This window comes from Clostridioides sp. ES-S-0123-01 (genome assembly GCF_020658415.1).
Classification (GTDB): domain Bacteria; phylum Bacillota; class Clostridia; order Peptostreptococcales; family Peptostreptococcaceae; genus Clostridioides.
The window spans coordinates 82529-98282 of sequence record NZ_JACVWD010000006.1; the positions used below are offsets into that span (position 1 = coordinate 82529).

At 27.5% G+C, this 15754-nt stretch carries 13 protein-coding genes; 11 read left to right on the forward strand and 2 right to left on the reverse strand.

All coding sequences use genetic code 11. From position 1 onward, the window contains the following. Positions 1–59: 59 nt before the first annotated feature. Both IC175_RS15150 and IC175_RS15155 read left to right on the forward strand, forming a co-directional pair. On the forward strand, positions 60–692 hold the full coding sequence (locus tag IC175_RS15150; protein WP_227434586.1) for a redox-sensing transcriptional repressor Rex: 633 nt from the start codon (positions 60–62) through the stop codon (positions 690–692). Positions 693–839: 147 nt separating this feature from the next. After that, complete coding sequence (locus IC175_RS15155) at positions 840–1385, forward strand: FmdE family protein (protein WP_413926949.1); 546 nt, start codon at positions 840–842, stop codon at positions 1383–1385. Positions 1386–1598: 213 nt separating this feature from the next. Here the strand turns inward: IC175_RS15155 and IC175_RS15160 are convergent, their stop codons facing one another. Then, the gene (locus IC175_RS15160) at positions 1599–1769 is read right to left on the reverse strand and encodes a DUF362 domain-containing protein (protein WP_009888017.1); all 171 of its coding nucleotides are present in this window, start codon (positions 1767–1769) and stop codon (positions 1599–1601) included. 284 nt (positions 1770–2053) lie between these two features. Here IC175_RS15160 and IC175_RS15165 point away from each other — a divergent pair, with 284 nt between their 5' ends. From IC175_RS15165 to IC175_RS15180, 4 genes are all read left to right on the forward strand, one after another. Next, positions 2054–3121, forward strand: coding sequence for a CapA family protein (locus IC175_RS15165; protein WP_227836198.1), 1068 nt, complete (start codon positions 2054–2056; stop codon positions 3119–3121). A gap of 170 nt (positions 3122–3291) precedes the next feature. Further along, on the forward strand, positions 3292–5193 hold the full coding sequence (gene cooS, locus IC175_RS15170) for an anaerobic carbon-monoxide dehydrogenase catalytic subunit (RefSeq protein WP_227434598.1): 1902 nt from the start codon (positions 3292–3294) through the stop codon (positions 5191–5193). After that, positions 5186–5659: a 4Fe-4S dicluster domain-containing protein gene (locus tag IC175_RS15175; RefSeq protein ID WP_227434599.1), complete on the forward strand. Its 474-nt coding sequence runs from the start codon at positions 5186–5188 to the stop codon at positions 5657–5659. The genes cooS and IC175_RS15175 overlap by 8 nt, the downstream gene beginning before the upstream one ends. Continuing rightward, positions 5634–6860 carry an FAD-dependent oxidoreductase gene (locus IC175_RS15180; RefSeq protein ID WP_227851683.1) on the forward strand — a complete coding sequence of 409 codons (1227 nt, stop codon included), beginning with the start codon at positions 5634–5636 and terminating at the stop codon, positions 6858–6860. Before IC175_RS15175 ends, IC175_RS15180 begins: the two co-directional genes overlap by 26 nt. A gap of 143 nt (positions 6861–7003) precedes the next feature. Here IC175_RS15180 and IC175_RS15185 read toward each other — a convergent pair whose 3' ends face one another. Beyond that, positions 7004–8191: an SAM-dependent methyltransferase gene (locus IC175_RS15185; protein WP_227824863.1), complete on the reverse strand. Its 1188-nt coding sequence runs from the start codon at positions 8189–8191 to the stop codon at positions 7004–7006. Positions 8192–8461: 270 nt separating this feature from the next. Here IC175_RS15185 and IC175_RS15190 point away from each other — a divergent pair, with 270 nt between their 5' ends. From IC175_RS15190 to IC175_RS15210, 5 genes are all read left to right on the forward strand, one after another. After that, positions 8462–9286, forward strand: coding sequence for an ATP-binding protein (locus IC175_RS15190; protein WP_227851684.1), 825 nt, complete (start codon positions 8462–8464; stop codon positions 9284–9286). Positions 9287–9413: 127 nt separating this feature from the next. Beyond that, positions 9414–10679 (forward strand): Glu/Leu/Phe/Val family dehydrogenase, encoded by a 1266-nt coding sequence (gluD, locus tag IC175_RS15195; protein WP_227434603.1) that lies wholly within the window; start codon positions 9414–9416, stop codon positions 10677–10679. 573 nt (positions 10680–11252) lie between these two features. After that, entirely contained in the window at positions 11253–12383 is a 1131-nt protein-coding gene (locus IC175_RS15200; RefSeq protein WP_227851685.1) for a M56 family metallopeptidase, read from the forward strand. Positions 12384–12902: 519 nt separating this feature from the next. Next, positions 12903–14036 carry a M56 family metallopeptidase gene (locus IC175_RS15205; RefSeq protein ID WP_227851686.1) on the forward strand — a complete coding sequence of 378 codons (1134 nt, stop codon included), beginning with the start codon at positions 12903–12905 and terminating at the stop codon, positions 14034–14036. 440 nt (positions 14037–14476) lie between these two features. Next, positions 14477–15505, forward strand: coding sequence for an NlpC/P60 family protein (locus IC175_RS15210; protein WP_227483535.1), 1029 nt, complete (start codon positions 14477–14479; stop codon positions 15503–15505). The last annotated feature ends 249 nt before the right edge of the window (positions 15506–15754 follow it).

Here is a 15754-nt window from a genome sequence, read left to right on the forward strand (position 1 = left end):
GAAAAAGAAATATTTTATTGTGAATCAAACAAAAAAGAGGACACTTTTAGGAGGTGAAAATGTTGGGAAATAAAAATATATCAATGGCAGTTATAAGAAGGCTCCCAAAATATCATAGATATCTTGGAGACTTATTAGATAGGGATATACAAAGAATATCTTCTAAAGAATTGAGTGATATAATAGGTTTTACTGCTTCTCAAATAAGACAAGATTTGAACAACTTTGGTGGATTTGGACAACAAGGGTATGGTTATAATGTAGAGGCCCTTCATACTGAGATAGGTAAAATACTTGGATTAGACCGACCATATAATGCAGTTCTTGTAGGAGCAGGTAACTTAGGACAAGCTATAGCCAATTATGCAGGATTTAGAAAAGCTGGATTCGAGATAAAAGCTTTATTTGATGCAAATCCTAGAATGATAGGTTTAAAGATAAGAGAATTTGAAGTGTTAGATTCAGACACTTTAGAAGAGTTTATAAAAAACAATGATATAGATATTGCTGTATTATGTATACCTAAAAATGGAGCACAAGAAGTTATTAATAGAGTTGTAAAAGCTGGAATAAAAGGTGTATGGAATTTTGCACCATTAGATTTAGAAGTTCCGAAAGGTGTTATAGTTGAAAATGTAAACCTAACAGAAAGCTTATTTACTTTATCATATTTGATGAAAGAAGGAAAGTAGACAACTTAAACATATTAATAATAAGTAACTATGAAGAGTATTGAGAAAGTCAGAAGATTTAATATTAAATCATCTGGCTTTTTAAAATATTAGGATAAAAGTTTAAATAATGTATGCAAATAAATAATATTAGGGAGCGTGAGTTTTGTGGAGGAATTATGGAAAAAAGCAATTGAATTTCATGGTCATGAATGTCCAGGTTTAGCTATAGGATTTAAAGCGGCACTTGCAGCAAGAGAATATTTAGGATGTAAACAATCAGGAGATGAGGAAATTGTATGTATTTCTGAAAATGATGCATGTGGAATAGATGGTATACAAGTTGTATTAAGTTGTACAATGGGTAAAGGGAATTTGCTGCTTAGAATGACAGGGAAATCAGTATACCATTTTTTTAATAGGGAAAATGGAAAGTCTATAAGAATATATGTAAAGTCAAAACCATTTGATATGGATAGAGAAGGGTATAAAAAATACTTATTGGAAAGTGAATTTGAAGATATATTTGAAATTACAGACACAAAATTAAGACTTCCAGAAAAGGCAAGAATATTTAAGTCTCTTAAATGTGAAGTGTGTGGAGAGTTTGCACCTGAGCAATATATAAGAATTCAAGATAGTAAGAAGGTATGCCTTGATTGCTTTAGCAAATACGAAAGATTTTATGAAGAGGGAAAAGAAACATCAAATTAAAGATATTAGGTTTATACATAACAATAAAAGAGTCAAAGAAAAGGATTATATACAATACTATTAAATTTATACAATAGAAATAAATGCTTTATTTCAATGGAGTAAAGTAATGATATTTAAAAGTAAATGTTATTTAATTTATATATAATAAAAAGAGACTGATTAATATTGATAAAATCAAATTAAGCCAGTCTCTTTATGAATAACCAATTATTATTCTGGTTGAGGTGCATCTACAGGACAAGCTCCTGCACAAGAACCACAGTCTATACAAGAACCAGCATCTATAACATATGCGTCGTCTCCAGCTGATATACAGCTAACAGGGCATTCAGCCTCACAAGCACCACAGCTTATACAAGCGTCAGTAATTTTATATGCCATTTTGAAATCCTCCCTTTTATATGTATTGTAATTCAATAACATTATAACAAATATTATTGAATATAACAATTAAATTAATTCTACAACAAAAACTTTATTATGATATTCTTATTTTAAAGTTTTACAATAAAGTTTAATCTGCTTATATTTTTATTTATCTTAGAGAAGTTTACCTTAAAAATAAAATTAAAGTTTAAAAGTTATGTATGGAGTACATTTAAAAATGTTATACTTTTAAAAGAGTATATTTTATTAAGAATTTATTGCTTTAAAGGAGATTTAACATGAAAAATAAGTTAGTTTACATATGTATTATGAGTTTATTGTTATTTGTAGTAGGGTGTTCTAATAATTCTGAGAAGGAAAATAACATTAAAAAAGATTCTAATAATAATCAAAGTCAGGTTGAAGAACAAAAAAGAGAGCCTGTAAAACAAGATATAACTATAAGTTTTACTGGTGATGTAACTATGGGAAACTATAAGGGTTCATCATACTATGGTAGTTTCAACCATGAATTTGAAAGACAAGGAAAAGATTATGATTATTTTCTTAAAAATGTAAAATCTATATTTGAAAAAGATGATTTAACAGTAGTTAACTTAGAAGGTCCTCTTACTAATGCATCAAAGGCGAAAGAGAAGAAGTTTGCATTTAAAGGCAAACCAGAATATATAAACATTTTGAAGTCTGGAAGTGTAGAGGCAGTAAGTGTTGCAAATAACCATTCAGAGGATTATTTTGAAGAAGGTATGAAAGATACAAAGTTCATACTGGATGAAAATAAGATAAATTATTTTGGTTTAGGTAAAGACGCAGTAATAGATGTTAATGGAATTAAAGTAGGTTTATTGGGATATAATGGATTGTCAACTGAATACAATGAAAAAAACTTAAAACAAATGGAAGATGATATTAAAGCCATAAAGGAGAAGTCAGATGTTGTTATGGTTTATTTTCACTGGGGAATAGAACTGGAATATTCTCCAGATAAAAAACAAAAAGATTTTGCTCATTATGCAATAGATAAGGGTGCAGACCTGGTTATAGGTTCTCATCCTCATGTAGTTCAGGGGATAGAAAAGTATAAAGATAAGTATATAGCTTACAGTTTAGGAAATTTTTGTTTTGGAGGAAATAAGAATCCTTCTGATACAGATAGCTATATATATCAACAAACTTTTACCTTCTCAGATAATAAACTATCTTCAATTAAAGAGCCAAATATAATACCAACAGCAATAACATCTAGTAGTTCTAGGAATAATTATCAACCAAAAGTACTAGATGGAAGTGAGAAAGATAGAGTTTTAAATAAGCTAGAAAAAATAAGTAAAGATTTAAATAATTAAAAGTGTAAAAAAAAATAAATATATATATTTATTTTAATAATTTATATTTTGTTTTAAAGTTGGGAAAACGTGGTATTAAATAAGTAGATTTTAATAGTTAAATTATAGTCAATTGCTATAATACTATCAAATCTACTTTTTTAATATAAAAATATAAGGGGGAATTTGTAATGGCTTGTAACACTTGTAAAATGTGCGAAAGTGCGGACAAGAAATTAGAAAGTTTTGTAGCTTCAAAGGATGTTGAAACAGCATTTCATAGAACAGAAGATCAAAAGGTTAAATGTGGTTTTGGACTTCAAGGAGTCTGTTGTAGACTCTGTTCAAATGGACCATGTAGAGTAACTCCAAAATCACCAAGAGGTGTATGTGGAGCAGATGCAGATACTATAGTAGCAAGAAACTTTTTAAGAGCAGTAGCATCAGGAGCAGCTTGTTATTTACATGTGGTAGAAAATACAGCTAAGAATTTAAAAAATGTTGGAATAACTAAAGGTGTTATTAAGGGAGAAAAAACATTAAATCAATTAGCAGAGATGTTTGGAATAGAAAGTGATGAAAAATACGATAAATGTATAAAAGTAGCTGATAAAGTTATAAATGATTTATATAAATCAAGAGATGACAAGATGGAATTAGTAGAAAAAATAGCTTATGCACCTAGAGTAAAAAAATGGAAAGAGTTAGGCATAATGCCTGGTGGTGCAAAATCAGAAGTATTTGATGCAATAGTAAAATCATCAACAAACTTAAACAGTGACCCAGTAGACATGTTAGTTAACTGTTTAAATTTAGGAATATCAACAGGGTTATATGGTCTTACTCTAACGAATCTTTTAAATGATGTTATGTTAGGAGAACCAGTTATAAGAATGGCTCCTGTAGGATTTAATGTAATAGATCCAGACTACATAAATATAATGATAACAGGTCATCAACATTCAACATTTGCAAATTTCCAAGATAGATTAAAAGATGAAGATGTTATAAAGTTAGCTCAATCTGTTGGGGCAAAAGGATTTAAGTTAGTAGGATGTACATGTGTTGGTCAAGACTTACAATTAAGAGGAGAACATTATCAAGAAGTATTTGCTGGTCATGCGGGTAATAACTTTACAAGTGAAGCTGTTTTATCAACTGGAGCAATAGATATAGTTCTTTCTGAATTTAACTGTACTATACCTGGACTTGAGCCAATAGCAGATAAGTATAAAGTAAAAATGGTTTGCTTAGATGATGTTGCTAAAAAAGCAAATGCAGAATATATAGAATTAGATAGAAGTAATTTAGATGAACTTAGTAATTCATTAATACAAAAATCACTAGAATCTTATAAGGAGAGAAGAGGAAGTGTTGAAATAGATATACCAAAAGACCATGGATTTGAGCAGTCTTTAACTGGTGTAAGTGAAAAGAATTTAAAAGCATTTTTAGGAGATTCATGGAAACCTCTTATTAATTTAATTGCAGAAGGAAAAATTAAAGGGGTTGCAGCTGTTGTAGGATGTTCAAATATGACAGCAGGAGGTCATGATATAAATACTGTTGAATTGACTAAGGAGTTAATTAAAAAAGATATTATAGTACTTTCAGCAGGATGTTCTACTGGAGGATTAGAAAATGTTGGTCTTATGTCACCTGGAGCAGAAGAATTAGCAGGGGAAAACTTAAAAGAAGTATGTAAGACTTTAGGAATACCACCAGTATTAAATTTCGGGCCATGTTTAGCTATAGGTAGACTTGAAATAGTAGCAACAGAGTTAGCGGCTGAGCTTGGAATAGATTTACCACAATTACCATTAGTGCTTTCAGCTCCACAATGGTTGGAAGAACAAGCATTAGCTGATGGAGCTTTTGGACTTGCTCTTGGTTTACCTCTTCATTTAGCATTACCTCCATTTATAACAGGAGGAAAGTTAGTAACAGAGGTATTAACAGAAAAATTAAAAGACTTAACAGGAGGACATGTTATAGTGAATCCAGATCCTAAATCTTCAGCTGATCAATTAGAACAAATAATAATAGACAGAAGAAAAAATTTAGGGTTAAAGGATGTGGAATGTAATGCATAGAATTTTTATAAATAAAGATTTATGTACAGGCTGTAAAAGTTGTGTATTAGCTTGTATGTTAAAGCATAATAAAGATTATAACATGTATACTCTTGATTTAGAAAATGTAGATAATGATAGTAGAGGGCATATAGAACTAGATAGCAAACATAATAATCCAGTTCCAATTCTTTGCAGACACTGTGATGAGCCAGAATGTGCTTTAGCATGTATGAGCGGTGCAATGCATAAAGATAGTCAGAGTGGAATCGTTTCATATGATGAAGAAAAATGTGGTTCATGTTATATGTGTGTAATGTCTTGTCCATATGGATTATTAAAACCAGATGATAGAAGCAAGCAAAACATACTTAAATGTGATTTATGTAAAGATGAAGAATATCCTAGATGTGTAGCTAATTGTCCAAGTGGTGCAATTGAATTACAGAAGGAGGAAAATGATGAATTATGTAGTGTTAGGGGCTAGTGCTGCTGGTATAAATGCAGCAAAAACATTGAGAGAATTAGATAAAGATTCTAATATAGTGGTAATTTCTAAAGATGAAAATATATACTCAAGATGTATGCTACATCATGTTATATCTGAACACAGAACTTTAAAGCAAATAAACTTTGTTGATGAAGACTTTATGGAGAAAAACAACATAAACTGGATTTCAGGTAAAGCGGTTAAAGGAATAGATACAGATAAAAAACTAGTTCAAATGGAAGACGTCGCTGTAAATTATGATAAGCTTTTAATAGCTACAGGTGCATCTTCTGCTATTCCTCCTATAAAGAATTTAAGAGAAGGAAATTTTGTATACTCTGTAAGAAACATAGATGATATTTATAAAATAAAAGAGAAGGCAGAAAAATCAAAGAAAGTTGTTATAATAGGGGCAGGATTAGTTGGAATAGATGCTTTAATTGGTCTATTTAAATATGAACAGCTGGATATTTCAGTGGCCTTTATGGAAAAATATATTCTAGATAGACAATTAGATGAATATACAGCATCAGTATACGAAAATAAATTTAAAGAAAAAGGCGTAAAATTTTATCCAAGTGCATCAATACAAGAAATTGTTTTAGATGATAGTAAAGATGTTAAAGGCGTTGCATTTTCAAATGGAGAAATTCTTGATGCAGACATGGTAATCGTAGCTACAGGAGTGAAACCTAATGCTGACTTTTTAGATGAAACAGGAATAGAATATGACAGAGGCATAATAATAGATGATAGATGCCAAACAACACAAAAAAATATCTATGCAGCAGGGGATGTTGTAGGTAAAAATGCCATTTGGCCTATAGCTGTAAAACAAGGAATTATAGCTGCACACAATATGGTTGGAAAAGATAAAAAGGTAGAAGATGAATTTGCTTTTAAAAATAGTATGAATTTTATGGATATACCAACCATTTCTATAGGAATGAATACACCTGTAGATGATAGTTATAAAGTATTAACTAGACATGGAAATGATTGTTATAAAAAGTTTATTTTTAAAGATAATATAATCTATGGAGCAGTTATACAAGGAGATATTTCATATGTAGGTGTATTAACTCATTTGATAAAAAATAAGGTTGAAATATCTGATTTAGAAAATAGGATATTTGATGTGTGTTATGCAGACTTCTTTAACATAAAAGAAAATGGAGAGTTTTGTTATAGTGTATAATACATAGCTGAATAGAAGCTTATAAAGAATATAATAAATAGAGCTATTTTAATATAGAGGATTTTTACTTTATAAAAATCTTTACTTAAATATAGCTCTATTTTTATAATTAAGTTCAAAATTTGATTAATTTATAAAAATATCTATTTTGAACAAGAATACATGTAATCTCTAGTTAGAGGTAAATCATTTTTTATGCCTTTAGTGAAAAGTATTTGATGTATATCTATAATGCCAGTATTAAAAGCAGCAGCACAAGAACAAAGATATAAATCCCACATTCTTATAAATTTATCATCAAACATTTCTTTAATCTTAGGAAGATTATCATAGAAATTTTCATGCCAAGATAATAAAGTTTTTACATAATGTAATCTTAAACTTTCAACATCTATAGTATGATAGTTATAATCGCTACAAATATGTATCATTTCTCTTAAGCTAGGGATAACTCCACCTGGGAAAATATATTTTTTTATCCAAGGGTCTCCATAAGATTCTTTTAAGCCACTTATATAGTGAAGCAAAAATAATCCACTATCTTTTAGGACAGCATTTACATTTTTAATAAAAAGTTCATAGTTTTCTCTGCCAACATGTTCAAGCATACCAACGCTAACAACTCTATCAAATGTAAGGTTTGATTCTTTAAGTTCTCGATAGTCCATAAGTTTTACTTCAAGGTAATCTTGAAGATTCTCTTCTTTAATTCTAGTATTAAACTCTTTAAATTGTTCTTCGCTAAGTGTAATTCCCACACCATGAATTTTATATTTTTTTGCAGCTTCTATTAATAGAAATCCCCATCCACAACCAATATCAAGAAGACTCATACCTTCTTCTAAATTTAGTTTAGTTAATATGTGATGAACTTTATTAACCTGAGCCTCGTAAAGATTATCATTATCATATTTAAAATATGCACAAGAATAACTAAGTGTTTTGTCTAGCCATAAACTATAAAAATCATTTCCAATGTCATAATGAGCGTGTATTTCCTTCTTTTGATGTCTCATCGAATTAGATGAATGTAGCAAATGTTTTACAGCTGAGTTATCAATACTAAATTTGTCTATTTGTTTTAGAAGTAGGTTTAAGGTTAAAAATAAATCTCCTTCAATTTCAATGTCTCTATTTATATAGGCCTCTCCAAGTGCTAAAGATGTACTTTTTAATAATTCAGATTTGCTAATATCATTATTTACAATAACTTTAAATTGAGGAGAGCTATCTCCAACTAGAAATTCTTCCCCATCTTTAAGCCTAACTAGAAATGGTGTTTCATTAAATTTTTCTAAATAGTCTTTTAAAAAATTTTTTGTAATGTTCATATTACCAGCTCCTTTTAATGTAAATCCAGTAAGTTTTCCTTGCTTTAAAGTATATTATATTCCTTTTTTTTAAAAAGTAAAATTTTTTTTGTTGATTTTTCGTTGAATCAACTTTTTACTTTATAAAGGAATCTTATCTTTTAGTATTTTATTTATTTTATAAATTTTAGTATTGGATATAATATTCAATTAGTAGTGATATAATAACTTTAATTAATAATAAAGTTTTGAAGCAATTAGTCTGAAACTATTTAATAAAGGAGATATCAAATGGAAGTATATGCTTTAGTTGGGTCAAGTGGTACAGGAAAAAGTTATAAGGCACTAGAGTTTGCATATGAAAATGACATAGATTATATAATTGATGATGGTATTTTAATATATAGAAATAAAGTTTTAGCAGGTATATCAGCAAAACAAGCAAAGACTACTGTTGAGGCAGTTAAAAGAGCTATTTTTTATAATTTAGAACATCGGCAGAAGGTTAGAGAGGTAATAGAGAAGGAAAATATAAATAAGATTCTTGTTATAGGAACTTCAAAAAAAATGATTAATCAGATTGTAGATAGATTATCAATCGGAAAAGTTTATAAATTTATAAATATTCAAGATATAAGTACTAAATATGAAATAGAAATAGCAAAACAATCTAGAAAAGAAGGAAATCATGTAATTCCTGTTCCAGCAGTTGAAATAAAAAATATGACAAGTGGTCTTAGTATAAATCCATTAAAAAGGATTTTTAGAAAAGGAAATAATATAAATATGGTCGTTTTAGAAAAGACAATTATAAGACCTACTTTTAGTTATATTGGCAAAGTTTATATTGATGCAGATGTAATTAAACAAATAATTGAATATGAAGTGTACAACTTTGGAAGCATTGATAGAATAAATAAAATCAATATAGAGAATTGCAATAATTTTATGAATATTTTTGTAAGTATAAATATCAATGATTTAGAAATTATAAAAAAAATTGAAAGTATGCAACAGATAATAAAAAAGTCTATTGAGAGAATGACTTTAGTTAATGTACAAAAAATAGATATTAACATTCATAAAATTAAAAAAATAAACTTCCTCCCATGTTAAAAAATAAACTGAAAAAATGATATACTAATTTGCAATAAAGTGTGCTATAATTAAACTGTAAATTTAGGAAATGGTTTTTCTAAATGGAGTATACATAATTATAACGTATTTATAAGGGGGCTTTCAAATGTCAGGAAAAGATGTAAATGTCTTCGAGATGGCGCAATCTCAAGTAAAAAATGCATGTGATAAATTAGGTATGGAACCAGCAGTTTATGAATTATTAAAAGAACCTATGAGAGTTATTGAGGTTTCAATTCCAGTAAAAATGGATGACGGTTCTATAAAAACTTTTAAAGGATTTAGATCACAACATAATGATGCAGTAGGGCCAACAAAAGGTGGAATAAGATTCCATCCAAATGTTTCAAGAGACGAAGTAAAAGCTTTATCTATATGGATGACTTTCAAATGTTCTGTAACAGGTATACCATATGGTGGAGGTAAAGGTGGAATAATAGTAGATCCATCAACTTTATCTCAAGGTGAATTAGAAAGATTAAGTAGAGGATACATAGATGGAATATATAAATTAATAGGTGAAAAAGTTGACGTTCCTGCACCAGATGTAAACACTAATGGACAAATAATGTCTTGGATGGTTGATGAATATAATAAATTAACTGGACAAAGTGCTATAGGTGTTTTAACTGGTAAACCAGTTGAATTTGGTGGTTCTTTAGGAAGAACAGCTGCTACTGGATTTGGTGTTGCTGTAACTGCAAGAGAAGCTGCTGCTAAATTAGGAATAGATATGAAAAAAGCTAAATTAGCTGTTCAAGGTATAGGAAACGTTGGTTCTTACACAGTTCTTAACTGTGAAAAACTTGGTGGTACTGTTGTAGCTATGGCTGAATGGTGTAAATCAGAAGGTTCTTATGCTATATACAATGAAAATGGTTTAGATGGTCAAGCTATGTTAGATCATATGAAAGAGCATGGTAACTTATTAAACTTCCCAGGAGCTAAGAGAATATCTTTAGAAGAGTTCTGGGCTTCAGATGTTGATATAGTAATCCCAGCTGCATTAGAAAACTCTATAACTAAAGAAGTTGCTGAATCTATAAAAGCTAAATTAGTTTGTGAAGCTGCTAATGGACCAACTACTCCAGAGGCTGATGAAGTATTTGCTGAAAGAGGAATAGTTCTTACTCCAGACATATTAACTAATGCTGGTGGAGTTACAGTTTCTTACTTCGAGTGGGTACAAAACTTATATGGATACTACTGGTCAGAAGAAGAAGTAGAGCAAAAAGAAGAAGTAGCTATGGTTAAAGCATTTGAATCTATTTGGAAAATCAAAGAAGAGTACAATGTTACAATGAGAGAAGCTGCTTATATGCATTCAATTAAGAGAGTTGCTGAAGCTATGAAATTAAGAGGATGGTACTAGAATTTACTCTTAATAAATAATAGGATATAATTATTTAATATATAAAAAGGGCTGTACTATGTACAGTCCTTAAAAGTTATATGACTCAAAGTGATTTGGGTCATTTTTTATTTTGTAGAACATATTAATGTACCTTATGAAAAAAATTAAATATAATTAGAAGCAATAAACTAAAGTTGATGCAATTAAAATTATTTACTTTCAAAACATTTATAATGTAATATTAATGGGTTTTAGATAGAGTCTATATTTATGACTTAAACTAATTCTTGTCAATTGACGTGCTAATTATGAATAAGCTATAATTAAATAAAAATAGTTTTATAAACTTAATTGAAAAAATATTAAATAAAAATAAATATATTTCTAAATTAAACATGATTTAAATAAAAGAGGTTTTGTAAAGGAAATCAAAAACTAGTTTAACTTTAGTTAAATCTCCATGTTTATATAGAATCAATACACATTGAAGTAAGATGGACATTTATTATTACATAAAATGTCATAGAAAGAACTTAGAGAGCTAATTAAATTCAAATACAAAATACTAATAAATAAGTTAGGTGAAAATATATGGTTAATTCAATTCTAAATGGTATCTTTAGAACTGTTATAGTAAGTAGTTTAAGTATTCTTCTGATATTGATTTTCAAGAAAAATGTATTTAAAAGATTTAGTAAAAAATTTAATTATTACATATGGATGATAGTTGTTATTAAGCTGTTATTGCCCTTTACATACTATACCTTTACAATAAACATTTTGAGAAGCAAAGAAAATATCAATATTAATAATATTAATTTAGAGGGATTCAATAATATTTCAACTTTAAAGAATAGCATCTTATTGTATGCTTGGCTTATAACTGTAGTAATATATTTAATTTATACTATATTTAAATACCTAAAACTTAAAAATTTAATAAATGATTTATCCTATGATGTAGAGGATAAAGAAATAATAAATCTTTATAAAGAAATATTAAAAGAATTTGATATAACAAAAGATATAAAATTAAAATATTCTTATGAAGTTGAAACACCAGCATTTTTTGATTCATGTGTACTTTTACCACCACATGACTATAATTTAAAAGAACTCGACTGGATTTTTAGGCACGAACTTATGCATTTTAAGAGTAAAGACCTTTGTCTAAAGTACGTAATGATATTTTTGAAAATAGTATATTGGTTTAATCCATTTGTATATATAATGGACAAACATATAGATTTAGATTGTGAACTTTATTGTGATGAAAGAGTTTTAAAGAATCGTAGTGAAGAAGAAAAACAAGATTATGCTCTAACAATTATAAATGCAATGAGAAGAGGTTCAAATATTTCAAATAAATTTGTGGCTGGATTACATAAACAATCTGATATTAGAAAAAGAGTAATGAATATGTTTAATGAAAAATATAAAAATGGTATTCTAATGGCATTAACTTTATGCTTATTATCTTCTATTACTTTTTTAAAGATTAGCTCAACTAGTATTGTTAATTTAAATGTATTACCTAAAAATATGGAAGAAACACAAATTATTGGTAGTACAGTAGTTTTAACTTTACCATTTACATATGCAGATGCTCCTGAAAAAGTTAGAGAAAGATATAAAAAAAATTGTGAAGCATTGGGCATGATTCCTAAAGATTCTGATATTATAGATACTCCCATACAATATAATGATGTATTAATGCAATAGTTAAATTGTCTAGAGTTATCAATTAAACCTTCTTATAGATACTCAATTATGATATGGGTATAGGAATCAAATAATAAAATATAATTATCCAAGGTATAAAAAAATTGTATTGTGTACAAGCATTAAAAATTAGATGAATCAAAATTATTTAAGACATTTTTCAACTGTTATTTATAATATTATGATAAAATATTAAAAATAAAATTTATAGATAATTATTTTAATTAACTAATGAAAATTGTGAGCTAATTCTTGCTAAGTTATAATTAAACAAAGATTATTTATTATTATAACTTATGATAATTCAAAACAATAAGAAATAGATATATTAAAGAGTAAAGAATATCTAATAAAAACAAGAAATAATATATATTTAATATAATATTAAATGTATATAAATATTAAAATAATTTTATTAAATAAACATTTAAATTGAAAATTTAAAAACATTTTATGAAAAATTTAACAAATAATTAAACTTAAATATAAAATATTAAAAAATAAGATGGGTGAGAATTAATGACTAACTTAATTCTAAATGGGATTTTTAGAACTACTATAGTAAGTAGCTTAAGTATTTTTCTGATATTGATTTTTAAGAAAAATGTATTCAAAAGATTTAGTAAAAAATTTAATTATTACATATGGATGATAATAGTTATTAAGTTGTTGTTACCTTTTACATACTATACATTTACAATAAACATCTTGAGAAACAAAGAAAATATCAATATTAATAATATAAATTTAGAAGGCTTTAATAATATTTCAAATTTAAAGAATAATATTTTATTATATACTTGGCTTATAACTGTAGTAATATATTTAATTTATACTATATTTAAATACATAAAACTTAAAAATTTAATAAATGATTTATCCTATGATGTTGAGGATAAAGAAATAATAAATCTTTATAAAGGTATATTAAAAGAATTTGATATAACAAAAGATATAAAATTAAAATATTCTTATGAAGTTGAAACACCAGCATTTTTTGATTCATGTGTACTTTTACCACCACATGACTATAATTTAAAAGAACTCGACTGGATTTTTAGGCACGAACTTATGCATTTTAAGAGTAAAGACCTTTGTCTAAAGTATGTAATGATATTTTTGAAAATAGTATATTGGTTTAATCCATTTGTATATATAATGGACAAACATATAGATTTAGACTGTGAACTTTATTGTGATGAGAGAGTTTTAAAGAACCGTAGTGAAGAAGAAAAACAAGACTATGCTTTAACAATTATAAATGCAATGAGAAGAGGTTCAAATACTTCAAATAAATTTGTGGCTGGATTACATAAACAATCTGATATTAGAAAAAGAGTAATGAATATGTTTAATGAAAAATATAAAAATGGTATTTTAATAGCATTAATTTTATGCTTATTATCTTCTATTACTTTTTTAAAGATTAGCTTAACTAGTATCATTGATTTGAATATATTGCCTAAAGATGTAAAAGTTACAGGAAACATTTTTTCTATGACAGTTTCAACCATACCATTTACATATGCAGATGCTCCTGAAAGTATGAGAAGAGAACATAAAGAAAACTGTGAAAGTATAGGATTAACTCCTAAAGATTCTGACAGAATGGAGATTGTTGTAGAATTTTATGATATACTAGTAGAACCATAATCAAATTTTAAAAAAACTATAATCAAAAAGTCACTTTTATATAAGTGACTTTTTACTTAGAATAAGTTAAAAAATTCACTATGTTTCTAACTTTATAGAAGTTTTATTAAAAAATATACGATGCATAAAAACGCACAAAAAAACACATAAAACAATATTTATGCGTACTTTAGCTTCAAAAGGTACAAAATTCTTTACTTTTCCAAACTCATATTATATAATGAAGTAAATAATGTATATTTAGGTGACATATTGGATAAACTAATTAATTATTATTTATTAATATAATGATACTATAAAAGTTATATAAAGAGGTTTACAAAAAAGTTACAGATAGAGCTTTTATTAATGTATTGTGTATTAGTATTTTATCCTTAGGTACACTTCACCTACAAAATAGAATCATAAGATAATTATGGGAAAATTTTAGGAGGTTTATCGTGAAGAAAAAGATATTAATACCAGTATTTGCATCAGTTATGGCATTATCAGTAAGTTCAATTGTAAATGCAGATGAAATAAATGATTCATCTCAAAATAAAGATGATAAAACAAATACTGAATTAAATTTAGGCGAATATAAAGAAGTAAAATATAAAGTTGCAAGAATAAAAGATGGAGTAGCTATAAAGATAAGAGAAGAAGGTCAAGTTCAAAACATAGCTTATTCTGGAGACGAATTTACAGTTCTAGGAATTCAAGGAGAATGGGTTAAAGTTAAAGTTGAAGATGGCGAAGGTTGGTTAGCTACTAGATATGTAGATATATCTGAAGGGGTAGGATATACTAACGCTGATAAAGTGAACTTAAGAAAAGATAAAAGTGAAAATTCAGAAGTAATTGGAGAGCTAGAAAAAGGAAGCTCTTTATTGGTTTTAGAGGAAAATGGAGATTGGTTGAAAGTTAAAGATGGAGAAACAGAAGGATATGTAAAATCATCTTATGTAACTGATAAAGCTCCAGTAATAGAAGAACCGCAAGTAGACCAAAATGTTACTCAAAATGGAGATTCTACAAACACAAATAACACTCAACAAAACAATACAAATAATAATCAACAAAATAATAATTCAAATGTGCCAACAGCTAACTCTAATGCAGTTCAAGCTGTACTTAATTTGGCTTATTCTAAGCAAGGTTGCCCATATGTTTGGGGAGCAGAAGGGCCAAATACTTTTGACTGTTCAGGATTCACACAATATGTGTACAGAAATGCAGTAGGAAAGAAGATACCAAGAACATCTAAGGCACAATCTAATTATGGACAAACTGTAAGCAAGGCAAATTTACAGCCAGGAGACTTAGTATTCTTTACAACTAATGGTTCTGGTTCTGTTAGTCATGTTGGTATATATGTAGGTGGAGGTAATATGATACATTCACCATCAACAGGAAAAACAGTTCGTGTAACTAGTATAAATTCAGCATACTATACAGCAAGATTTGTTACAGCAAAAAGAATCTTATAATCGATTTGTACTATAACAAATTGATAAATACATAAATACAAATGCTCTATATTATATTTAATTTAATCAGGAAATATAAAATGATTATATGTTAAATGCAATATAGAGTGTTTTTGTATTATCTTAAATTTTGATGTGGATTTGTATTAATATTACTATTAAATAGTATTCTTTCCAGATAATGATTATTTGCGCAATACCTTGACAGGATAAGGTAAAGGTGATAAGCTACTAACAGTACAAAAATAC